A 22508-nucleotide genomic window follows, 5' to 3' on the forward strand; every position below is an offset into this window, starting at 1 on the left:
AGGTGATGAATGTGGAAACAAGAATCTTGGACATTCATGAATTACAACAGCAGTTCAAGAACCCAGAAGCAACGTATCGGCCACAGCCCTTTTGGTTTCTGAACCACCGTTTTAACAAGTTTGAGCTGGAAAACCAAATTCAATCCATGGTTGAAGCGGGGGTTGGCGGCGTTGTTTTGCATGCACGTCATGGAATGCAGGCCCCGTACCTGTCAGAGGAGTTCATGGATACGCTGGATTTCTGCACAAAAGAGTGCCAGAAGCGTGATATGGTTGTCTGGCTGTACGATGAGGACAATTGGCCGAGCGGAACGCTGGGTGGTAAGCTCACAAGGCAGCATCCTGATTATCGGATGAGATACTTAAGGGTTGAGGAACGAAGATATTTACATGAAATACAACAGGAAACGTTAACTCTCGATTTTGCCTCCTTCGCTAACAATGAGCTCCTTGCTATTCTTGCTTATCGTGCCATCCGGCAAGATGGGGAATGGCTGATATATGATCAACCTGAAGATATTACAGAGTTATGCGGACAGGAATGGAAGCCTGATACCAACGAGAATTACATTATACTTGCCTGTTGGTCCTGTGAAATTGCCGAGGGGATCACGTTTGCAAAAGGTTATTATTTGGATACGTTGAACCCGGAAGCTGTGCAGGCATTCATTCAGTCGGCATATGAGCCGTTTCACCAACTTCAGTCTTATTTCGGAGTGACCATTCAAGGTGTATTTACGGATGAACCTGGGCTCATGATCCATGACGGTTTTTTTGGAGTCGAAGCCATCCGAACGTCGGTTCAGGATGTGAATGCCACTCTGCCCGGAATGGTGTTTGCTTGGACACATGGTATGGTGGAGCGTTATCAGCAGGAGAACGGATATGATCTGATTCCAAGATTAGGCGCGTTGTTATACGGTATGGCCGATGGCAGCAGGTCTGCGAGGCAGGACTATTATGATACCATTACCCGTTGGTATGTAGAAGGTTATCATGAAGCTATTCGTACGTGGTGTGAATCACACGGTTTGCTGTACATCGGCCACACGCTGGAGGAGCCGGTCTGGGGGCAGGCTCGATCACAGGGTAATCAAACCCGCGTGTTGCAGCAGTTCCATTATGCGGGTGTGGACTACCTGACACATGGAATCGGTACGAAGGAGAATCCACATCGTATCGTATCCGTAAAGACGGCCGCGTCTGTCGCACAGTTGGATGGGAAAAAAAGAGTTATTTGCGAGTCCTTTGGTGCAAGCGGTCATGCCTATGCCATGCGACAAAGGCGGCTTGATGCCAATTTCATGGCATTTCTGGGTGTTAATCTGTTTATCCCGCATGCATTTTACTATTCGTTTGCAGGGTATCGGAAAACGGATTTTCCACCTACCGAATTCAAGCATGCACCGCATTGGCCGCATTATCGGACTTTTGCCGATTATCTTGGTCGGTTGAGTGTACTGGGTTCTTTCACGAAGCGTACACCTGAAGTACTTCTGTTGTCACCTATCCACACGATATATGAGCATATGTTCTTATCCGGTGAATCGAACCAGCTTCCAGCTGCAGATCAACTGTTTTCGTTATTGTCGGACCGCATGCTGCGCAGCTCCATAGATTACGATTATGTGGATGAGTGTCAGCTCAGAGAGGCAAAGATTACTCATACTGGAGCATTTCAGTTTAACGGAGAACTAGACGAATATTCGAGTTTGATTTTGCCGAAAATTACGGTCATGTCTATAGATATCGCAAAACAGCTTGTTGCCTTTGTAAACCGTGGTGGAACGCTTATTGCGATTGGGGCAATTCCTTGTGATAGTGAGCGACAGCGCCAAGATCCGGAATTACGGAAGCATATGAACGAACTGTATGGCTCCGATCCTGAGCCTGGGGAATTACAAGCGGTTGGTAAAGGGTACAGCTTATTCTATTCCATGAAAAACACAGCTCATAACGACACACTTATGAACTTTTGTGTTCGGTTAAGAGAATTAACGACATTATCACCAGCCATTGCCTGGAAACAGATAGAAGGGCACGCTGAGGATCTGATTAGCGTTGAACGCAAATTTGAAGATCATGTGCATATATGGCTGATGAACTGGTCTGAGCATCCTGTGACCATTCAACTCCATCAGAACCCTGTGAAAGAACACATTGAAGAACAGATGGAAGAATGGAACTTGGAAAACGGGAGTGTAAATTCGTTGAGTCATGATGCTGTTCTAACATTTGTACCGGGAGAGCTTCGGGTTTTATCGGTTAGTCCTGATCATGTATCTAATCTGCTTCACACTGAAGATACGACTCTTCCCAAACCGCAAAAGCATATAGATTATCGTGTGCATGATGCCAACGATGTGTTGGTATTAGGTGATCATTGGCATTTTCAGACCGTTGAACCGAATGTGCTCGTGTTGGATCAATGGCAGGTAACATTGAATGACCGTCAGTCCAGGATGAATGCAATGATGCCAGGTCAAGTCAACACGTACCGGACAACATTTGTCTTAACGGAAGAATGGATCGAGCTTATGAAATCACCAAAAGATGCAGATCAATCAAACGAATCTGGAAATAAGCAGATCTTCAAGATTGAACTGATTCTTGACGATATGGAGCAAAAAATCCCATCCCATATTGGTTTCCTTCAACGCAGACGTAATGTTGAAATCTTTGTTAATGGAGTACGGATGGAAGCACTCCGGCCTTCACTGTGGCAAGATATTCATTACGCTGGTGTGGACATTACCAAACACCTTGTGAAAGGCGAGAATATGCTTGAAGTTCTCACGGTTTCCCTGCTGGAACCTATGCCTGCCATTTCCTTTCCTGCCTATCTGATTGGTTCATTTTCTATAGAAAATCAGACTACATTAACCGTGGAACCTGAACGATTGAAGGGGGGATGGAATGTTGAAGGTTATCCTTTCTATTCGGGAGCAGGAGTGTACTCGCAGCAAGTGGATTTGTCTAATGTCAGTTTGAATCCGGCAAATGAAATATGGCTGGAAGCAGAAGACATTAGAGAGACGGCTTGCCTGTATGTGAATGGGGAGCAGGTTGGCATCCGGTTATGGCCCCCCTATCATTGGAACGTCTCGTCTTATATGGTGCCAGGTAATAATGTAATAGACATTCATGTGGCTAATACACTGGAGAATCTATACGGAAAGTCATCACTACCTTCGGGCATAAATGGACCGGTAAAACTTGTAACAAAAATATTAAAATAATGCACGATTCAGGTTTAGGTTTTGGATTCGTCGGGGAAGAATATGAACACAATAAAGTCGCCATATTGGCGGCTTTTTTTTGCATTTAACCCAAAAGACTGAGCTTTGCTACGCTGGAAATAATTATATTTGAACCGAGTTATTCATCAAATGATTAGACCTCACACGTTATGAAAGCGATTTAAATTTGTGTTGACGAAAACCATTTTCATAATTATTATGTAAATGAAAATAGTTTTAGAGAGGTGGATATCACTGTGAAACAATATTTTGAGAAGGCTCAGAAGTTTGGTAAATCGTTTATGCTTCCTATTGCTGTTTTGCCAGCGGCGGGTCTATTACTGGGGATTGGAGGGGCCTTGTCCAACGCCAATACGATTAACTCGTATCCATTTTTGCAAATCACTTGGTTGCAGCAAGTGTTTACGGTGATGAGCAGTGCAGGCAGTATTGTGTTTGATAATCTGGCATTGATCTTTGCCATTGGTGTGGCTGTTGGACTCGCCAGAGCGGACAAAGGTACAGCAGGTTTGGCAGCAGGTCTTGCCTATCTGGTCATGAATGCATCCATTAATGCGATGCTGGTCAATTCGGGCAAACTTGCTGCGGATCATTTGGCTAATGCCGGTCAAGGTATGGTACTCGGAATCCAAACACTGCAGACGGGTGTACTCGGAGGGATCGTGGTCGGACTGGTCACCGCATGGCTTCATAATCGATACAATAAAATAGAACTTCCTCAGTTCCTTGGATTCTTTGGAGGTTCACGTTTCATTCCTATCGTTTCATCTTTTGCAGCCATCTTTGTCGGTATTGCTTTGTTCCTGATCTGGCCAACCATCCAGCTCGGCATAGCACAGCTTGGCAGTTTGGTCGATAGAACAGGGTATATCGGAACACTGTTTTATGGATTTGTTTTAAGGATGCTTGGCCCACTGGGGCTGCACCATATCTTTTATCTGCCTTTCTGGCAGACGGGTCTCGGAGGAACAATGGAGGTTGCGGGAAAAGTTTACGAAGGAACACAGAATATTTTCTTTGCTCAACTGGGAGACCCTGCAACCGAGAAATTCTTCTCGGGTACATCCCGATTTATGTCAGGACGTTTTATCACCATGATGTTTGGTCTGCTCGGTGCAGCCCTCGCTATTTATCATACGGCCAAGCCTGAACGTAAAAAAGTGGTTGGCGGACTGATGTTGTCTGCAGCACTGACTTCGTTCCTGACAGGAATTACGGAGCCTCTGGAATTCTCATTCCTGTTTGTTGCTCCAATCCTGTATGTTATTCACGCCGTATTTGATGGTTTGGCATTTATGCTGTCGCATATTTTTGAGATTACAATCGGTCAGACTTTTTCAGGTGGATTAATCGACTTTATTTTATTCGGGGTACTTCAGGGTAATGCCAAAACCAACTGGATTATCGTTCCCATCATCGGTGTGGTCTGGTTCTTCCTTTATTACTTCACCTTCCGAATCTTGATCGTGAAGCTCAATTTAAAAACTTCGGGACGTGAGGAAGAGGTAACATCAGAGCCAGACGCCAAAACGCAAAGTCAGCCCTCCAACACACCCGCATCAACGAAAGGTGAAGAACGCTCCATCGCCATCCTGAATGGACTTGGCGGTGCAGACAATATTAACGAATTGGATTGCTGTGCAACGCGGCTTCGCGTATCTGTGAAGGATATCGAGAAGGTTCAGAAGGATGCACTTACAGCTACTGGAGCCAAAGGGGTAGTTCTTGTCGGTAACGGAGTGCAGGTTATTTATGGCCCTCAGGTTACCGTGATCAAAAATGAAATCGAAGAAATTATGGAAACGGAGTAATTGCAATGAATTTAGATAAATTAGGTTTACAAGGTGGTCTCGTTGTATCATGTCAGGCTTTGGAGCACGAGCCACTTCATAGTTCGCTGATTATGGGACGCATGGCAGTCGCGGCAAAAGAGGGGGGAGCGATCGGTATTCGTGCGAATACTGCTGTAGATGTGAAAGAGATCAAAGAACAGGTTGATCTTCCCATCATAGGTATTGTGAAAAGAAACTACGGAACCAATCCCGTATTCATTACACCAACGATCTTGGAAGTGGATGAACTTGCCGAGGTCCATGCAGAGATTGTTGCGGTTGATGCCACTTTACGTGCACGGCCGGACGGTAAATCATTGGATGAATTCGTACAGGAAATTCGCACCAAACATCCTCAACTTCTATTAATGGGGGATATTTCAACCAAAGAGGAAGCCATTAATGCAGAACGACTTGGTTTTGATCTGATCTCCTCTACATTGATTGGATATACAGAGGAGACAGCAGGGCTTAAGCTGTACGATAATCAATTTGCAGCCTTGAAAGAAATTCTAACTAGCGTACAAACGCCTGTCGTTGCAGAAGGGAATATTATGACCCCGGAGATGGCAGCAACGTGTCTGGAAGCTGGAGTCTATTGTGTTGTTGTCGGTGGCGCCATTACCCGCCCGCAACAAATTACGGAACGTTTTGTCTCTGAAATTGCAAAATTGAAAAGGCCTTCTCCTTCTGTCCAATAAAAAGGAGAAAACAACAAACAGCCAACGAATCAAGTTGGCTGTTTTGTTATTCAGCAGAATAAAGAGCTTTTAACGTTTGCTGCCGCGCACTAAGTAAATGTTCATCCTCAAGTAATAGCAGTGAAATCACATCCAGGATGTAAATGATAGCCAACTGGCTGTTGATAAAGTTCACATCTCCGGTTCGCCCGATATCCGGTGTGAAAATGCACAAATCCGAGATTTCGGAGAGGGGGGTGTGATCAAAATTAGTAATTCCAACGACTTTGCTTCCTCTTTTTTTGGCTGCGTTTAATGCATCACTGACTTCCAGTGTTCGTCCTGAATTGGATAAACCAATGACCAGATCATCTTCGCCCAAAAGAGAAGCACTCATGATCATCATGTGTGAATCGGTCACCGCATCAATGACGATACCCATCCGCATGAGTCTGTATTTGAACTCCAGTGCAGATAAACCTGAACTCCCCAAACCATAGACATAGATCCTGCGAGCATTTTTTATGTACTGGACCACTTGTTCGATTCTGTCGGTATCCAGCATTTCCGCGGTCGCATTGATGATATCATTGTGGATCTGCTGAGTTCTTATAAAGAAATCCGTTTGATTGCGGGGTTGATCCACTTCGCGGTTAAGTCGAATTTTAAAATCAACAAACGTAGAGCACCCTACTTTTTTACAAAATCGGGTAATGGTTGACATGGAGGCATTGGTATAAGCAGCCAAATCTCTAATATTGATGTTATTAATGGATGATTTATTGCGCATCACATAATCAGCGATTTCCTTTTCTTTCGCCGAAAAACGCTGGTATTCAAGCTGCAGCATGTCAATGACACTGGATGACATTACGAATCCCCTTTCCCGGAACATGTTAACTTTTGTATAGTCTATCCTCATTAGTCTACTTCCTAAAAGCCAATTCATCAAACATTTAAAAATAGTCTGCATATTTTCAACCAAGTACCACCAATAACCATATTAATTGTTATGTTAACTAAAACGTTATCCATATTACAATTCAAATAAATGTAAGAGTTTACATAAGTTTTACGTCGCGCTAACCGGATGCTGATGTTCCCTTGTTATGCTAGGCCTGTTTGGAATTACATAAGCCAACAATCATACATACAAAGGAGAGAATTATGATCAGTCACCTCTACAAAAAGATGTTATCCATCCTGTTATCGATTGCTTTGGTATTCGGATGGTTTGCGGGATTTGGGGAAGTCCATTCAGCCCAAGCCGCATCATTGTCCGAGCCTGACATGCTATTACAGCGTAATGCCAATTGGAATTATTTCGATCAGGGTCAGGATCTGCAATCGGATTGGCGTGCTTCATACGATGATTCGTCTTGGAATTCGGGACAGGCTCCATTGGGTTACAAAGACAATGGTAATGGCATAAGCACTTCCTATTTTGGACCTCTCAAAACGGAAGTCAGCTATGGTCTGGACAAAAAAAATAAACCCCGCACAACCTATTTCCGGACAAACCTTACCGTTAACAAGGAACAAATTGACGGTTATGGACAAATCCTAGGCACATTCGGTATTGACGACGGTGCAGTGATTTATGTGAATGGTGTGGAAGTCCGTCGTTTTGGCATGCCTGACGGTGATATTCAGTACTCTACCAAAGCAACCTCAAGTCAGGACTTGCCGGTAATGTATGAGGATATCGACCTGACTGAGCCAATGAAAGCCAATTTGCATGAAGGCTCAAACGAAATTGCGGTCGAAGTACATCAACAGAGCGATAGCAGCTCTGACCTGTATTTTGACATGGAGCTTAAAGCATTGGACAATGCACCATCGCTGGATATCAGCAAAGTAACGGTTACCTTCTATGGTGATGCAACAAATACCAAAGGATTCACTTGGTATACTCCTCTTGCATCTGCACAGAGCACGGTTCAAGTGGTACCTAACCAGGGAGGCCTTGCAGATTTCAGCCAGGCCCAAAGTTTCAACGGACGTGAATCCGTGGCTTCCAACTCCCCGGGAGAAATGGTGCATAAGGCGGAAGCAACGGGGCTTTTGCCAGATACATCCTATTATTACCGTGTTGGTGATCAGGATCTGGGCATATGGAGTGAGGTTGGAACGTTCAAAACGGCTCCGATTGACGGAGCGTTTACCTTTATCGACCTGACGGATACACAGGCGAAGGAAGAAGATGAGGCGATCCTGTCCGGCTCTACACTCTCCAAGGCACTGGCTACAGTTCCCAACGCTGAGTTTGTTGTCCATAACGGAGACGTTGTAGAGAATGGCACTTCAGAGCAAGAATGGAACTGGCTGCTTGGTCACTCGCAAGCCAGTCTCATGAATACGACCATTGCACCATCCGCTGGCAATCATGAGAATAAAAATTATGCGTTCTACGAGCATTTTAATGTGAAGCAGCCAGACGGTGCTGCAACGGTAACAGGCGCATATTATTCTTATAATTACAGCAAAGCCCATTTTATCGTATTGAACTCCAACGAGAATTCAACGGAGTACGCCAACTTCTCGAATGAGCAAGTCGCATGGATGAAGCAGGATGTAGCGGAGGCGAAAGCCGCAGGAGCCAAGTGGATTATCGTTAATATCCATAAAGGTCCATACACGACATCGAATCATGCTACGGATAGCGACATTATTGGTGCGAGCGGTGAACGAAAAAAAATCGCACCGCTCATGAACGAGCTGGGGATTGATCTGGTCCTTCAGGGACATGACCATATCTATGCACGGACGAAGCCAATCAAGAGCGATGGTACTGCTGAAGATGTGTCCAAAATAACGGAGACCTTCAATGGACAGAGTATCGAGTACTCGGTCAGACCGGATGGAACCATTTATATGATTCCTGCTACCGCTGGGGCCAAAGTATACTTCAAAAACGTAAAACCAGAACTTGGTGAAGCGTACTTCAACTTGTTCGAGCGTGCGGAAGAAAACCACGCACGGCAATATGGCGACACTACAAGTTTGGCCAGAGGTCAGGTGCAAAACTTCGTTTCATTGACTATTGACGGAGACAAGCTGTCCGCCATAACGTATGAGATTGACCAAAATAAAAATAATGCAGAACCATTTATCGTGGATATTTTCGGGATCATCAAGGAATCGGATACAGTTCCTGTTCCAGAACAGGTAAACAAGGTAACGGTAACGTTCCATGGAGATCCTACCAAGAGTAAAGGATTCACTTGGTATACTTCTTCCGATCAAGTAACGAATAGCGACCTTCAGGTTGTGGAAAAAACATCTGCAACACCTGATTTCACGCAAGCCAAATCGGTTCAAGGGCGCTCTGCACAGCCTGCCAATGCGCCTACAGAACTGATGCACAAAGCAGAAGTGACAGATCTGAAAGCCAATACGACCTATTATTTCCGTGTAGGGGATGCTTCTCAGCAAGTATGGAGCGAGACAGGTACCTTCCGTACAGCACCGGAAAAAGGCAAATTCACTTTCATTGATCTGGCGGATACACAAGCGAAGGAAGAGGATGAAGCAATTCTGTCCTCTGAGACATTGGCCAAAGCATTGGCTACAGTACCGGATGCACAATTTGTCGTTCATAACGGGGATATCGTGGATACTGGTGTCAAAGAGGAACAGTGGAACTGGCTGCTTGGGCATTCGCAGGAAAGCCTCTTAAACACAACCATCGTTCCGTCCGCAGGGAACCACGAGGACGAAAATTATGCGTTTATCGATCATTTCAATATCCAGTCACCAGTGAATTCCGCAACGGAGACGGGAGCTTACTATTCGTATGATTACAGCAATGCGCATTTTGTTGTGTTGAACTCCAATGAGGATTCGGACGAGTACGATAACTTCTCATTAGAGCAGGTCGAGTGGCTGAAGAAAGATGTTCAGGCTGCGAAGAAGAATGGATCCCAGTGGATTATCGTTAACATTCACAAGGGGCCGTACACGACGTCAAATCACGCAACGGATTCCGACATCATGGGAGCAAACGGTGTACGTACCAAGATTGCACCGATCATGGCGGAGCTTGGCATTGATTTTGTACTACAGGGACATGACCACATCTATGCCCGCACAAAACCGATTGATCAGAAGGGGAAAGCGCGTCAGCCAGAAATGATCACGGAAATTCAAAATGGACAGAAAATCGAGTATTCTGTGAATCCGGATGGCACGATCTATCTGATTCCGGCAACAGCTGGTCCAAAAGTGTATTACAAAAATCCGAGCACAAGTCTCGGTGATGCTTATTACAATCTTTTTGAACTGGCAGAGGAGAATCATGCAGCCAAATATGGCCCTGATCCGAATGACAACCGTCGTCCAATGCGCAGTCAGGTACAAAATTTTGTGGGCATTACGATTGACGGCAGCAAACTGACAGCTATAACGTATGAAATTGACCAAAATCAGAATGGAGCAGCCCCGTTCATTGTTGATCAGTTCGGTATCGTGAAGAAGACAGAACCATCGAATCCGGGACCAGGAACTTCCAATCCGGGAACATCGAATCCCGGCTCGGGTTCAGGCCCAGGTAATGGGTCCGGGCCTGGCAGCGGTAATGGCTCCTCAGGAAGCGGTGGCGATACAACAACCGGTAACGGTTCGAACAGCGGTAGTGGAAGCGGAACTGATTCCGGCAACAAACCGGATACTGGATCAGGCAATAACGGAAACGGAGGCACTGCGCCAGCGTTGAAAGATACAGCTGGACACTGGGCAAAATCCGCAATTGATAAAGCCCTGGCGGCTGGATTCGTCAATGGCTATGGTGATCAGACCTTCCGTCCGAATCAGAAAGTCACACGTGCCGAGTTCATTACGATGCTCGGCCGTGCATTGAATCTGAATACCGTAAGCGAGAGTATTCACTATACGGATGATAACAAGATTCCTTCATGGGCGAAGCCTTATATTACAGCAGCTGCATCCGCTGGCATTGTCAATGGTTACGAGAATGGCTCGTTTGGCCCTAGCAAGACGCTGAGCCGTGCGGAGATGGTAACTATGATTGCACGCGCTGGCGGAATACAAACGAATGCCAATGCGAAACTGGATTTCAAAGATGCAAAGGATGTCCCTGCATGGGCAGTATCCTATGTAGCTTCTGCCGTAGAAGCAGGTTTGGTCGGTGGTGTAGGTGGCAATCGATTTGCTCCGATGCAGACAGCTACCCGGGCTGAGGCAGTTACACTTATTGTTGGTCTTCTTGAACAATCGAGATAACCGAAATAACCCTAAATCTAATTTCCTCGAAACCAATGCGGAACGTTCCCGCATTGGTTTCTTGTTTATTCAGAAGATCTGGAAACATTGCAAAAGAATCAGAGTCCCTGTACAGTGGATGAATCATTAAGCAACAAAGAATCCCAGAAGGAAGGTATTTATGAAATCCCACACCTCTGAGCGTATTAAACTCCCGGCAGGGTTTTGGACAGGGTTACATCAATTAGGGATTGCCGCCCACGATGTAGCTCGCAGAGCACAACTGCCGCTCACGATTATAACTGAACCAGCCGTTACGACCGCTCAATATTTTGCGATCTGGCAGGCATATTCCGATCTCGTCGGTGATACTGCTGAAGGAATCATCAAGCTTGCAACCGTATTTGAAACAGGGAAATACCCGCCGAGTGTCTTAGCGACCTACCATGCGCGTGACTACCGTGATGCATTACACCGAATGGCTCGCTACAAACAACTTTGTCCCCCTGAAAGCTTGCGTATTACTGAGGAAGGCGATGATTGTTCAATCGAACTGGAATGGTTAACTAACGAACAACCAGGTCCGTCATTGCTGGTTGGAGTCACACTGGCATTTCTCCTCGAACTTGGGCGCCGGGGAACAGGTCAACCTTTGACTGCACGGCTTGTCGAATTTTCGCATACCATGGGCGATGTTCGTACCCTTGAGACTTATTTTGGCTGCCCAATTCGGATTGGTGCAACCTGTAACCGGCTGACTTTACAACGTAAAGATTTGGACCGTCCGTTTCTTTCATACAACGAAGAGTTACTGGAGATCCTTACTCCCGCGGTGGACCGATCACTGAATGAACAGCTGGGCAGTCGCTCTATTACAGAGATGGTCAAATGGATCATGAAACGCAGTCTCACAGGAGGTCGCCCTGACATTCAGGTCGTTGCCAAGGAATTGGGTATGAGCGATCGGACCTTGCAGCGCCGGCTTACAGAAGAGAATACAAGCTTCAAGCTTCTATTGACGAGAGCCAGACATGAGCAGGCACGAGCCTACTTGGCAGACCCTACACTGGATATTAAAGAAGTAGCTTTCTTGATTGGATATGAAGACCAGAACTCGTTCTACCGTGCCTTTCGTTCATGGGAAGGGGATACACCAACGAATTGGCGTACAGAATATTTAGGAACGAATTCGCTATCCGAAGGACCGCCAGAATCATCAACGCTTCATTAACTGAATGCTTTCTATCATTTGGCGTGTTATGCAAGAATTTTGGCGCAACACGCTAGTTACTCGGCAATGTAGACAAGGTAATATAAATCCTATCCGGAGCACAAGACTGTTTTTAACATGATTACGAATCAGCTTGCCGCTACAAGAAAATAAAAGGAGTAGTGTTGTGATATGGATATGGGTTTATACGGTAAAACAGCTTTGGTTACAGGATCGACGAAGGGGATAGGGAAAGCCATTGCGATTGAACTTGCCAAAGAAGGGGTTAATGTAATCATCAACGGACGAGATGATGCAAAGGTTGAGCGCACGGTTAATGAAATAAAGTCCGATTTTCCCGCTACCTCACCTCAAAAAGCTACAGCTGATCTGGTGGACATTGGTCAAAGAGAAGCTTTATTTGAAAAATACCCCCAAATTGATATCCTAGTGAACTCTATGGGGATTTATGAAATTATGCAATATGAAGATATCAGCGATGAGGTTTGGGAGAAATACTTCCGTACGAATGTTCTCGCTGCAAATGCATTGTCCAAATTTTATATGCCTAAAATGTTGCAAAATGATTATGGCCGCATGATCTTTATTGCGAGTGAAGAAGCCATCATGCCTTCAGGACAAATGCCTCAGTATTGCATGACCAAATCCATGTTATTATCGTTGTCCAAAAGTTTATCGAAATTAACGGTAGGAACAGAAGTTACCGTCAATACAATCATGCCAGGACCAACGCTCTCTGAACATGTGCAACAAATCCTAGAGAGCATCTACCCTGATGAATTGATGACTTTTTTAGAAAAAGAGAAGGATTTTATGCAGAAAAACCTGTCTCAATCCGAGATACAGCGATTTATCAAGCCTGTTGAGATAGGCAGATTGGCCACATTTGTATGCAGTCCGTATGCATCCGCATTTAAAGGTTCTCCAATCCGTATGGATGGGGGAATGGTGCCAACCATTTTCTAAACTTGCTTTTCACTACACAACTGAACGTAAAGAACCTTGAGCTAAGCCCGAGGTTCTTTTTTCGTTTCTATATATTGATAATCTCTTAATGGATCAAATCCAATTCGTTATCTGATACATGGATTGACTTTACAACTAGCTCAGTAAAAGCTTTAACGGCTGGAGATAACCATTTTTTCTTTTTAATCAGCATATGGGAGTAAATGGGGTCAAACTTTTCGGAATGACTTACAATCTTAAGTTTCCCTCGTTCCACGTCTTCTTTAACTGTCATGTAAGGCAAAAAAGAAAAGCCGAGTCCACTCATAACGGTTTGTTTGATGGCCTCAATACTCCATAACTCCATCGTTTGAAACGGGGGAATATCATGCTTAACAAGATATCTTTCAAACAAGGTTCGATAACTGCATCCTTCTTCGTTGGTGATAAAAAAGGTGGGGTTGTTCTCCAGTTTGTACGCATCAAAATGTTCCGGGCCGTCATTGCTGCAAACCAGTACTATTTTTTCTTCGATTAGCTCGTAATGAATACACTTTTCGTAGAGATGTTAGAAGTGATCCCTTATCTAACAACCCCATCATTATATGGTGGACAGGCTAAGGACGCATTTGATGTGATTATTCCTTCTTTGCCGGGGTTCGCATTTTCGAGTAAACCCACTCAGCCAGGGGTAGGGTCCAAATATGTAGCTACACTTTGGGCGAAATTGATGGATCGTTTGGGTTATGACCGATATTTTGTTCAGGGAGGGGATATTGGAGCAGGAGTCTCAACGTGGTTAGCCTACATCTACCCTGAGCGGGTGAGAGGACTTCATCTCAATTATATTCCTGGAAGCTATAGGCCACCACTTACTCAGAATACACCTTCGATGAGCAAAGAAGAGCGCACATACCTTGACTCCGTAGCAGAAAGGTCGGAACGAGAAGGCGCTTATAGCGCCCTTCATAGAACCAAGCCGGAAACTTTGGCTTTTGCACTAAGTGATTCCCCAACTGGTCTTGCCAGCTGGATGGTGGAAAAATTTCAGGGTTGGAGTGACTGTAAAGGAGATATTGAGAGTTCGTTTTCACTCGATCATATCCTCACCAACATCTCGATATACTGGTTTACCAATTCGATTACATCTTCCAAGCGAATATATACCGAAGGTGGCAAAATGCCACTGCATTTCACGGAAGGCCAGCGTGTTACTGTCCCAACAGGGATTTCCGTATTTCCCAAGGAACTGCCCATGCCTCCCCAAAGCTAGGTAGAGTGTGCATATCATGTTACGCACTGGGAGCAGGCGGATAAAGGGGGGCATTTCGCTGCAATGGAACAGCCAAAATTATTTGCTGAACATCTTCATCGTTTTTTTTCATTTCATTGATTGATATCTCATAGACTGCTTCCCTTGACTTTAACGGGAACAGACATATACATTAAAAAAGTCGCCTATTGGCGGCTTTTTTATAGTTATGCGGATTTGATTTGTTACGAATGATGTTCTCTAACGGTATATATACAGTTTCTTCCACCTGCCATTATGTACTCTCCACGTTCAATATGAACTTGATCCCCAAGAACCGTTTTGAATAAATGTAATTCATTTTTACATAACCCAGTACATACCGCCGCAGCTTCACAGATTGGACAATGCTTCTCTATAAATAAGAGGCTACCATCGCCTTGATCCTTGACCTCGGCCATATAACCTTCATTTGTTCGAATTTCAGCCAGTTTCTCCAGCCTTTCCTTCACGCCGGATGTATCACCAATGTACTGTAGATATTGATCTTGCATGTTCTTATTCCGCACACTCAGCAGCTTGTCCAGCCCTTCATTTCCAAAAGCTTCTTTCATGGAATTGATCAGACTGACGGATAACTCCGAATATCCACTCGGGAAAAAACGATCAGCCGCGGGGGTTAATCTCCATAGCTTGGTTGGTCGACCCATGGGACGAGCCTCTTCTTCGAAAGTAACCAATCCTTCTTCATTCAATGCATTTAAGTGCTGCCTGATAGCCATTCCAGATAACGCAAATTGGGAGGAGAGTGCCACCACATCCATTCCACCTTGATGCTTAAGCAGGTTAATGATTGCTTTTCGGGTACTGGTTGAGGCATCCTTTTTCGTTTGATCCCGGCTCATGGTGAACCTCCTTTTTAAACAACTGAATCTTCACTATTTCATACATTTTAAACAAAAATATTGACAAAGTCAAAGACGAACTGTAGCTTATACTTTATAAAGTAAAATGTTTACTAAGTATCCGGATACGGTGTATACATAAAAATTCTCTTGGAGGTTACATAACATGTCGTCCCCATCTCAAAGTATTTTCAGTCCGCGTTATTTTGCATTATCCATAGGAATTATATTGTCAGTGATGGCCGTTGGATTTGAAGGTTTGTCGGTAACGACAATTGCTCCTTCTATTGCCAGTGACCTGAACGGACTTAACCTGTTTGGCTGGATATTCAGTACATATCTGCTTGCACAGATTATCGGCACCTTGGTTGTAGGTCGAATTATTGACAAAGGGGACCCGCAGTTCCCTTTACTCTCGCACTTCTTTTGTTTATTGTCGGGCTGATCGCAGCCGCAACTGCAGGTGATATGTATACCATGATAGCGTCGCGAGCCATGCAGGGTTTGGGTGCCGGAGCTATGATGACTTGCGTGTACACGGCCATTTCCTTAAGTTATCCGGACGAATTACGTGCCAAAATACTCGGAGCATTCGGTACCGCGTACGTTCTTCCGTCCATGCTTGGTCCATATGTTGCAGGGCTTATTGCAGATCAGTGGTCATGGCGCTTTGTGTTCTGGGGGATTCTACCGATCCTGTTGGTTTCAGCGCTCCTTAGCCTACCTGCGTTCACGAAATTAAAATCACAGCCTACACAAGGGGAGGATGGATCTGCCGCTACTTGGATGGCGCTGCTATTAACGATAGGTACGGGGACTTTATTAGTGGGACTTGGCAAGCTTCCTTCAATTATTGGATTTGTTATCGTCCTTATCGGGGGAGTACTGATGGTATATCCACTGCGCAAACTGCTGCCGGAGGGAACGCTTGCTTTGCGAAGAGGTATGCCCGCTATTCTCGCTACACGTGGATTGTTCTTCGCTGCTTATACGAGTACACAAAATTTCTTGGTATTGGCTTTAATCGAGGTGAAAGGTATTACTACACCTTCTCAGGCCGGTTTAATTGTAGCAAGCGCTGCACTGAGCTGGTGCGTCATTGCTTATTTGCAGGGACGGTGGGACTCAGCAGATCAGGGCCGTGGACGTCATACACGAATTATTGTGGGTGTACTCCTGCTTGCCATTGGAATTACCATCGTATTTTGGGTTCCTGTTGTGACCGCTACCGTAGCGGTGATTGGCCAGATCATAGCTGGAATAGGCATTGGATTAGCACATCCGATTAGCGGTGTCGTCGCGTTTTCGCAAACAGGAGAGTCAGGCGTTGGTAAAACCTCGGCAAATCTGCAATTTGCAGATTCCTTTACACCGGGCGTAGTGATCGGGATCGGTGGCTCCATCCTGGTGGTGTGTCAAGCTGGAGGGATGTCATTGCAAGCTGGATTAATCGTAACGATGGGTTTTCATCTTTTGTTGATCATCTTGAGCTTGATTGCCAGCACTCGGATTGCACCTGTAACAGGACAGATAAGAACAGGGCTGCAATAGCTGGGCTTGAAAAACAAATAAACGGAGGTAAGCCAAGGAAGGTGTGTCAATATGTTGACTTCGGATACCGAGAAACTTTTCACAGCCTATCGTATTATCGGGACGAAATGGACTATCCATATCCTATGTTCTCTTTCACAAGGTCCTAAGAAATTCAGCGAAATTTACGGATGTGTGCCTTCCATCTCAGAAGCAATTCTCTCCAAACGTCTAAAAGATCTTCAGAACGATAATCTGGTTAATAGAACAGGCCTAACCCATTCCATACAAAACATGTATGAACTTACACCCAAAGGGGCCGCTCTAGCTGCTTTCATACCCTGTTTGATGGACTGGTTTACTAAAAACATGAATTAATGAAGAGGAATATACTGCGATTGCGATCATTTTATCCGGAGGTTTTCTGAATGAACCATGTGTTAATCCTATCAGATACACATCACATTGTTAAAAGTTTAAGTTTGTTAATTCGAACCGAGCCGTTTTTACATGTACTGGACGCTACTCGTGATGTGGTCCGTAACATTAATCATCTTCCGGATAATTCTGTGATCATCGTAGATATGAATTTGGAGAATATGGAGACGCTTATAAAACAATTTTCCGGGAAATATAGGATAGTTTTGTATAGCGGATCTCTTGAAATCATAGATATTCCAATCCATCTGCAAACAACTGATTGTCGTTATTTTAATGCATATACGAGTCCTGAAGATATCATTAAGATTTTATTGGGTTGTGTTTGAAAGTAACAGGATAGCCCAAAAATAATTACGTTCCAAGGAGGTATAACAATGATTCAGGTCAGTGAAGCAGCAGCAGAAAAAATCGTCGGAATCCTGGCAAGTGCGGATACCCAGAATTCTTTCCTTCGAGTCGGGGTGGATGAGGGGGGATGCAGTGGTCTATCCTATACCCTTATCGTAGATGAACAGCAAGCAGAAGGGGATATCTTATTAGATAAAGGTGTATTTCGTATATTGGTTCACACCAATACGGTTCCATATATTGAAGGACTTGAGATTGATTACGAAGAAAGTGGAATGTTAGGTGGATTCACCATGAATAACCCTAATGCAAAAGTTTCATGTGGATGCGGGGCCAGTTTCAGATTGGCGAATTACCGTGGTGAGGTCAAAAAATGTGATTAATTGTCAGGATGACGGAATATTTTCAACCAATATCTCATATTAAACATACAATGAAGGAGTTTTCTATTCGCCGATCGTGTAATCATTTCTTTTCAACTTAGGGAGAGAATGTCATGAATATTTTTGAAAATCACATACCTTTGGAAAAATTGAAATGGAATGAGCCATTAAAAGACCATACGTATATAAAACTTGGTGGTAAAGCAGACATACTTATCCATCCTACAACGAAAGAAGAAATTGTTAACACGGTTAACATTGCAAAAACACATCAAATACCTCTGACGGTCATTGGAAAAGGATCAAATGTCATCATTAAAGATCAAGGTGTGCGCGGAATAACGCTCTCTCTAAGCCAATTCGATCAGATTAAAGTCAATGGTGACAAAATTGTCGCGCAGAGCGGTTCCAACATTATTGATGTGTCACGGGCAGCTTTGCATTACAGCTTAAGGGGTCTGGAGTTTGCATGTGGAATACCCGGAAGTACAGGTGGCGCCTTATATATGAATGCGGGAGCTTACGGTGGTCAGATGGAAGAGGTTGTTGAGCGAGCGCTAGTGGTTACTAAAAATGGAGAGTTACTTAACATGGTCCGAGATGACATGCAGCTTGGTTATCGAAACAGTATTTTCCGAACGGATCAATACATCATACTTGAAGTCGAATTTAAGCTCAAACCAGGCAACAAAGATGTCATTTCCAGTACCATGCAGGATTTAACGTATAAACGGGAATCCAAACAACCGCTTGAGTATCCCTCTTGCGGAAGTGTATTCAAACGTCCAGAGGGACATTATGTCGGAAAACTCATTCAAGAATGTAATTTACAAGGCACTCGCATTGGGGGAGCGGAAATTTCCAAGAAGCATGCGGGTTTTATCATTAATGCAGATCACGCCACTGCCGAGGATTATTTGGAGTTAATTCAATTAATCAAAAAAACAGTACGTGATCAATTTAATATTGAATTGGAGACGGAAGTCATTATTTTGGGAGAGTAGGCTACTATGAACAGTGTACACCCTGGTGTCTTCCAAATCGCTTCAGATTCCCAAACCATCCATTATGATATAAGGAAATTTAACAGCAGAGGTAGATATTCAGCTCGCAAGCATTTTTATAGAAAGTGAACAGCAGTTAATGCAGCAGTTAGAAAAAATCACCCTAGGCAGCATGCTTAATGTGATGAAGGAATGTGCGTTGGAAACCATGGAATAGTTTTATGATGAAGAAGAAATCATTGGAGGTTAATGTTGTGAAATTAATCGGATTGTCCGGGTCACTGATTGGATCAAAGACACCAGTGGGTGTGGATGCTGTACTCCAGTTCGTAAAAAATAATCATCCGGAAATTGAAGTGGAACTCATCGATTTAAGAGATTATAAAGAGATCGAATTTTGCGATGGTCGCAAGTTGGAGGATTATAATGAACATACTCAGTCGGTGATCCAAAAATTGATTGATGCTGACTTTTACGTGATCGGCACACCCATTTATCAATCCTCTCTGACGGGCGTACTGAAAAATGTATTCGACCTTCTGCCCGTGCAGAGCATTTACAATAAAGTGATGGGTTTTATAGCAACCGGGGGCACCTATCAGCATTATCTGGTAGTGGAAAATCAATTAAAACCGATTGCCGGCTTTTTCCGCTCTTATGTTGCCCCAAGCTATGTTTATTTGAATAGTGATCATTTTGATGCTGAGAATAACATTAAAGATACTGAAGCCCTAAGTCGGCTGGAAAAATTGGCTGAGGAATTAGTCTTCATGCAGACTCAATTAAAAGCTTCATCCCACTGAAATAAGCAAGGATTAAAATTTATGTTCCAATAAAGAACAAAGGTAGCCGGTCAGTGCGATCGGCTGCCTTTGTTTATTTTTCATCTTCAAAAAAGCAGAATTCATACTAATGAGATGAAATAGCCAAAATTATTTTTTCTCATGCGTGGCTTTTTCGCTTCGTCCGGTGTCTAATTAAATGTAAATCAAGAGGAGGTTCCCCACCATGTCAGGAGCTCATGACACGAAACCTGTTTATCCGGATGAACAGGAAAGCATCACCATCTTTGAGAACACGTATGAGCAATATCGTCAGAGAATCAGCAAATACTTCTCACTGAAATTGAACCCGTCGGTTGCAGATGATTTGACCCAACAGGTATTTTTGAAAGCAGTCGAAAATATTCACAGCTTTAAAGGGAGCTCTAATTTATTCACCTGGATCTTTAAGATTGCTCAGAATACGGTGAAAAACGAATATCGCAGGTTATCGCGACAAAAAGAATCTCCTTATGATTTTACAGAATATGAATCACAATCGATCTCTCTTGAATTTACGAAACATGTTGATATTCGAATTGATATTGGCTCTGCGTTAAAAAAGCTGGATGAGATTGACCAGGAAATTATTGCATTACGTTTTTTCGTTGATTGCACCTTGCCTGAAATATCCAAGATAGTTGGACGACGGGAAAGCGCAGTAAAAAACAGACTGTACCGGGCTTTGGAGAAATTAAGAAAAGAACTGAAAGAGTGGGGGGATATTGCCATCATGTCTATTCAAGACCTGATTTCCATTGTAAATAAAGGTGAAAACCAAGATACGAATGATCGTACGAAGAAAGTGCATCAAGATTTGTTCGATGAGCTCAACAATAGTGTTGAACGAGTGTCGACCAAATATAAACATCATCCATCACAAAAGGTAGTTATTGAAATTTATCCTGATCTGCCAACGTTCCATCAAGCTGTCGGAGAAACAGATGCCCCCAATTGGTTTATGGGCACATATGAAGGGCGTACTCTGAAAATTGTCTCTCCATTGAACCCGGGACCGGAGCATACGTATCAATCCATTCTGAAAAGCACAGTCCACTTGTTCGCCATGTGGCTAATCAGCGACATTAATCCTGCAGCTCCCAAATGGATAAGACAGGGCATTGGTGGATATGAAGCTAAACAGATGTCCCAAGATTTCATTAAAGGATCAACGGAAGATAGCATACGCAATCAGTCGATTCCATCTTTTGATGAATTAAATAACGATACGTGGGATTTTGAAACGATGAAAGGTTTTCAGTTCTCTTATATGATGGTGGAATTTGTGGTTGAGCGATACGGAGTAGATGCATTGAACAAACTAATCCGCAGTCCTCAAGATTTCGAAGGGATCTTTCAATGCAGTGAGACTGAACTGCATGAGCAATGGGTGAAGTATATAAAAATATAATCTTATACTTTTGATTGTAGGTCCGGTGATGAACCGGGCTTTTTTTGTTTTAGTAAAGGTTTGGAGCATTGAAGTAGGTGAATTCGTTATATTTGACTTAGAGTACACTCTAAGCTGTAAACTTGTAGAAGACACATCTGGAAGGAGATTATTTTGATGAACCAGGATAATAAGTCGAAAACCTCACAACATAAAATCGGTTCCGGATTCAACCATCGCACGACAGCTGAGGAAGTATTGAATAACACGGATTTATCAGGAAAACTTGCTATCGTCACGGGTGGATATTCCGGATTGGGACTGGAGACTACACGTGCACTCGTTCGTGCTGGAGCCAAGGTTGTTGTGACCGCACGTCGGCCAGCCATCGCCAAAGAGGCTCTTGCAGGGCTAGCTGGTGTAGAGATTGATGAACTGGACCTCGCAGATCTCACTAGTGTCCGTGCTTTTGCCGATCGTTTTCTGGCAAGCAACCGGAGTATCGACATGTTGATCCTTAATGCGGGAATTATGGCTTGTCCAGAGACTCGCGTAGGCCCGGGCTGGGAAGCTCAATTTGCTACGAACCATCTTGGACATTTCACATTAACTAACTTATTATGGCCTTCACTTGTCAGCCATGGAGGAGCACGGGTTGTATCCGTTGCATCAACAGGGCATCATTTCTCACCAATTCGCTGGGACGATATGCAGTTTGAGAACGGCTATGAAAAGTTTCCTGCATATGGACAGTCCAAAACAGCAACCATTCTGTTTAGCGTTGAACTGGATAGACGCGGTGCAGATCAGGGAGTGCGTGCATTCTCTGTACATCCGGGTGGAATCCTGACGCCGTTGCAACGACATATGCCGAAAGAGGAAATGATCGCATTGGGCTGGATTGATGAGTCTGGTCAAGTAGCTAATCCAAACTTTAAAACACCTGAGCAAGGGGCAGCAACGCAAGTATGGGCAGCGACATCTCCGCAACTCAAGGGAAAAGGTGGCGTGTATTGCGAGGATTGTGACATCAGTGAGCCAGCTCCTGCGGACGGAGCCTTCTTTGGAGTCAAGGACTATGCCATCGACCCAGAGCAAGCCCGTCGTCTATGGAAAGTTTCAGCCCAGTTGACTCAAACTGATCTACCAACCTCTTAAGATCTTTTTTTCTGTTCACGAGGAAAGTCGCCTAAAATGGCGACTTTTTTGTGTTGGAGATGCCCTTCGTGAACAACCTCCTATGTAAAAGATGTTTTATAATCGTTT

Annotated in this window: 18 protein-coding genes and 1 pseudogene; 16 read left to right on the forward strand and 3 right to left on the reverse strand. The window is 44.1% G+C overall.

What is annotated here, in order from left to right:
* The first annotated feature begins 11 nt into the window (after window positions 1–11).
* From ACFVQB_RS05635 to ACFVQB_RS05645, 3 genes are all read left to right on the forward strand, one after another.
* On the forward strand, window positions 12–3239 hold the full coding sequence (locus ACFVQB_RS05635; RefSeq protein ID WP_379435391.1) for a glycosyl hydrolase: 3228 nt from the start codon (window positions 12–14) through the stop codon (window positions 3237–3239).
* 257 nt (window positions 3240–3496) lie between these two features.
* Window positions 3497–5071, forward strand: a complete 1575-nt coding sequence (gene ptsG, locus ACFVQB_RS05640) for a glucose-specific PTS transporter subunit IIBC (protein ID WP_483874947.1) — start codon at window positions 3497–3499, stop codon at window positions 5069–5071.
* 5 nt (window positions 5072–5076) lie between these two features.
* Window positions 5077–5793, forward strand: a complete 717-nt coding sequence (locus ACFVQB_RS05645) for an N-acetylmannosamine-6-phosphate 2-epimerase (RefSeq protein WP_379435392.1) — start codon at window positions 5077–5079, stop codon at window positions 5791–5793.
* Window positions 5794–5839: 46 nt separating this feature from the next.
* Here the strand turns inward: ACFVQB_RS05645 and ACFVQB_RS05650 are convergent, their stop codons facing one another.
* Entirely contained in the window at window positions 5840–6643 is an 804-nt protein-coding gene (locus ACFVQB_RS05650) for a MurR/RpiR family transcriptional regulator (protein WP_379435393.1), read from the reverse strand.
* A gap of 296 nt (window positions 6644–6939) precedes the next feature.
* On the opposite strand from ACFVQB_RS05650, the gene ACFVQB_RS05655 reads away from it, so the two are divergent.
* The 3 genes from ACFVQB_RS05655 (at window position 6940) to ACFVQB_RS05665 (ending at window position 13189) form a co-directional block, all read left to right on the forward strand.
* Window positions 6940–11013, forward strand: coding sequence for an S-layer homology domain-containing protein (locus ACFVQB_RS05655; protein ID WP_379435394.1), 4074 nt, complete (start codon window positions 6940–6942; stop codon window positions 11011–11013).
* A 160-nt stretch (window positions 11014–11173) separates the two neighbouring features.
* Entirely contained in the window at window positions 11174–12223 is a 1050-nt protein-coding gene (locus tag ACFVQB_RS05660; RefSeq protein WP_379435395.1) for a helix-turn-helix transcriptional regulator, read from the forward strand.
* A gap of 171 nt (window positions 12224–12394) precedes the next feature.
* The gene (locus ACFVQB_RS05665) at window positions 12395–13189 is read left to right on the forward strand and encodes an SDR family NAD(P)-dependent oxidoreductase (RefSeq protein ID WP_379435396.1); all 795 of its coding nucleotides are present in this window, start codon (window positions 12395–12397) and stop codon (window positions 13187–13189) included.
* 85 nt (window positions 13190–13274) lie between these two features.
* Here the strand turns inward: ACFVQB_RS05665 and ACFVQB_RS05670 are convergent.
* Window positions 13275–13727: pseudogene (locus tag ACFVQB_RS05670) on the reverse strand (LysR substrate-binding domain-containing protein); the annotation flags it as partial.
* A gap of 6 nt (window positions 13728–13733) precedes the next feature.
* Here ACFVQB_RS05670 and ACFVQB_RS05675 point away from each other — a divergent pair.
* Window positions 13734–14441, forward strand: a complete 708-nt coding sequence (locus ACFVQB_RS05675) for an alpha/beta fold hydrolase (RefSeq protein ID WP_379436361.1) — start codon at window positions 13734–13736, stop codon at window positions 14439–14441.
* 224 nt (window positions 14442–14665) lie between these two features.
* Here the strand turns inward: ACFVQB_RS05675 and ACFVQB_RS05680 are convergent, their stop codons facing one another.
* On the reverse strand, window positions 14666–15325 hold the full coding sequence (locus tag ACFVQB_RS05680) for a helix-turn-helix transcriptional regulator (protein WP_379435397.1): 660 nt from the start codon (window positions 15323–15325) through the stop codon (window positions 14666–14668).
* Between the two features lie 166 nt (window positions 15326–15491).
* Here ACFVQB_RS05680 and ACFVQB_RS05685 point away from each other — a divergent pair, with 166 nt between their 5' ends.
* From ACFVQB_RS05685 to ACFVQB_RS05725, 9 genes are all read left to right on the forward strand, one after another.
* Window positions 15492–15770, forward strand: a complete 279-nt coding sequence (locus tag ACFVQB_RS05685; RefSeq protein WP_379435398.1) for a hypothetical protein — start codon at window positions 15492–15494, stop codon at window positions 15768–15770.
* Window positions 15752–16876, forward strand: coding sequence for an MFS transporter (locus tag ACFVQB_RS05690; RefSeq protein ID WP_379435399.1), 1125 nt, complete (start codon window positions 15752–15754; stop codon window positions 16874–16876). Before ACFVQB_RS05685 ends, ACFVQB_RS05690 begins: the two co-directional genes overlap by 19 nt.
* A gap of 51 nt (window positions 16877–16927) precedes the next feature.
* A complete protein-coding gene (locus ACFVQB_RS05695; RefSeq protein WP_379435400.1) occupies window positions 16928–17233 on the forward strand; it encodes a winged helix-turn-helix transcriptional regulator in 306 nt (101 codons plus the stop codon).
* A 50-nt stretch (window positions 17234–17283) separates the two neighbouring features.
* Window positions 17284–17622: a hypothetical protein gene (locus ACFVQB_RS05700; RefSeq protein ID WP_379435401.1), complete on the forward strand. Its 339-nt coding sequence runs from the start codon at window positions 17284–17286 to the stop codon at window positions 17620–17622.
* 48 nt (window positions 17623–17670) lie between these two features.
* Window positions 17671–18027, forward strand: coding sequence for a HesB/IscA family protein (locus tag ACFVQB_RS05705; protein ID WP_379435402.1), 357 nt, complete (start codon window positions 17671–17673; stop codon window positions 18025–18027).
* 113 nt (window positions 18028–18140) lie between these two features.
* The gene (murB, locus tag ACFVQB_RS05710) at window positions 18141–19031 is read left to right on the forward strand and encodes a UDP-N-acetylmuramate dehydrogenase (RefSeq protein WP_379435403.1); all 891 of its coding nucleotides are present in this window, start codon (window positions 18141–18143) and stop codon (window positions 19029–19031) included.
* A gap of 254 nt (window positions 19032–19285) precedes the next feature.
* Complete coding sequence (locus ACFVQB_RS05715; RefSeq protein ID WP_379435404.1) at window positions 19286–19834, forward strand: NADPH-dependent FMN reductase; 549 nt, start codon at window positions 19286–19288, stop codon at window positions 19832–19834.
* A 205-nt stretch (window positions 19835–20039) separates the two neighbouring features.
* Entirely contained in the window at window positions 20040–21263 is a 1224-nt protein-coding gene (locus ACFVQB_RS05720; RefSeq protein ID WP_379435405.1) for an RNA polymerase sigma factor, read from the forward strand.
* 156 nt (window positions 21264–21419) lie between these two features.
* On the forward strand, window positions 21420–22400 hold the full coding sequence (locus tag ACFVQB_RS05725; RefSeq protein WP_379435406.1) for an SDR family NAD(P)-dependent oxidoreductase: 981 nt from the start codon (window positions 21420–21422) through the stop codon (window positions 22398–22400).
* Window positions 22401–22508: the final 108 nt, after the last annotated feature.

The organism is Paenibacillus sp. NPDC057886, from assembly GCF_042796655.1.
Lineage (GTDB): Bacteria > Bacillota > Bacilli > Paenibacillales > Paenibacillaceae > Paenibacillus.

What these genes read in the sequence shown, in the direction of transcription:
- ACFVQB_RS05660 (WP_379435395.1), top strand. Translation starts at nt 11,174, where the DNA reads ATGAAATCCCACACCTCTGAGCGTATTAAACTCCCGGCAGGGTTTTGG.
- ACFVQB_RS05650 (WP_379435393.1), bottom strand. Translation starts at nt 6,643, where the DNA reads ATGTCATCCAGTGTCATTGACATGCTGCAGCTTGAATACCAGCGTTTT.
- ACFVQB_RS05665 (WP_379435396.1), top strand. Translation starts at nt 12,395, where the DNA reads ATGGATATGGGTTTATACGGTAAAACAGCTTTGGTTACAGGATCGACG.
- ACFVQB_RS05700 (WP_379435401.1), top strand. Translation starts at nt 17,284, where the DNA reads ATGAACCATGTGTTAATCCTATCAGATACACATCACATTGTTAAAAGT.
- ACFVQB_RS05655 (WP_379435394.1), top strand. Translation starts at nt 6,940, where the DNA reads ATGATCAGTCACCTCTACAAAAAGATGTTATCCATCCTGTTATCGATT.
- murB (WP_379435403.1), top strand. Translation starts at nt 18,141, where the DNA reads ATGAATATTTTTGAAAATCACATACCTTTGGAAAAATTGAAATGGAAT.
- ACFVQB_RS05645 (WP_379435392.1), top strand. Translation starts at nt 5,077, where the DNA reads ATGAATTTAGATAAATTAGGTTTACAAGGTGGTCTCGTTGTATCATGT.
- ACFVQB_RS05705 (WP_379435402.1), top strand. Translation starts at nt 17,671, where the DNA reads ATGATTCAGGTCAGTGAAGCAGCAGCAGAAAAAATCGTCGGAATCCTG.
- ACFVQB_RS05725 (WP_379435406.1), top strand. Translation starts at nt 21,420, where the DNA reads ATGAACCAGGATAATAAGTCGAAAACCTCACAACATAAAATCGGTTCC.
- ACFVQB_RS05695 (WP_379435400.1), top strand. Translation starts at nt 16,928, where the DNA reads ATGTTGACTTCGGATACCGAGAAACTTTTCACAGCCTATCGTATTATC.
- ACFVQB_RS05720 (WP_379435405.1), top strand. Translation starts at nt 20,040, where the DNA reads ATGTCAGGAGCTCATGACACGAAACCTGTTTATCCGGATGAACAGGAA.
- ACFVQB_RS05685 (WP_379435398.1), top strand. Translation starts at nt 15,492, where the DNA reads ATGTCGTCCCCATCTCAAAGTATTTTCAGTCCGCGTTATTTTGCATTA.
- ACFVQB_RS05675 (WP_379436361.1), top strand. Translation starts at nt 13,734, where the DNA reads ATGTTAGAAGTGATCCCTTATCTAACAACCCCATCATTATATGGTGGA.
- ACFVQB_RS05680 (WP_379435397.1), bottom strand. Translation starts at nt 15,325, where the DNA reads ATGAGCCGGGATCAAACGAAAAAGGATGCCTCAACCAGTACCCGAAAA.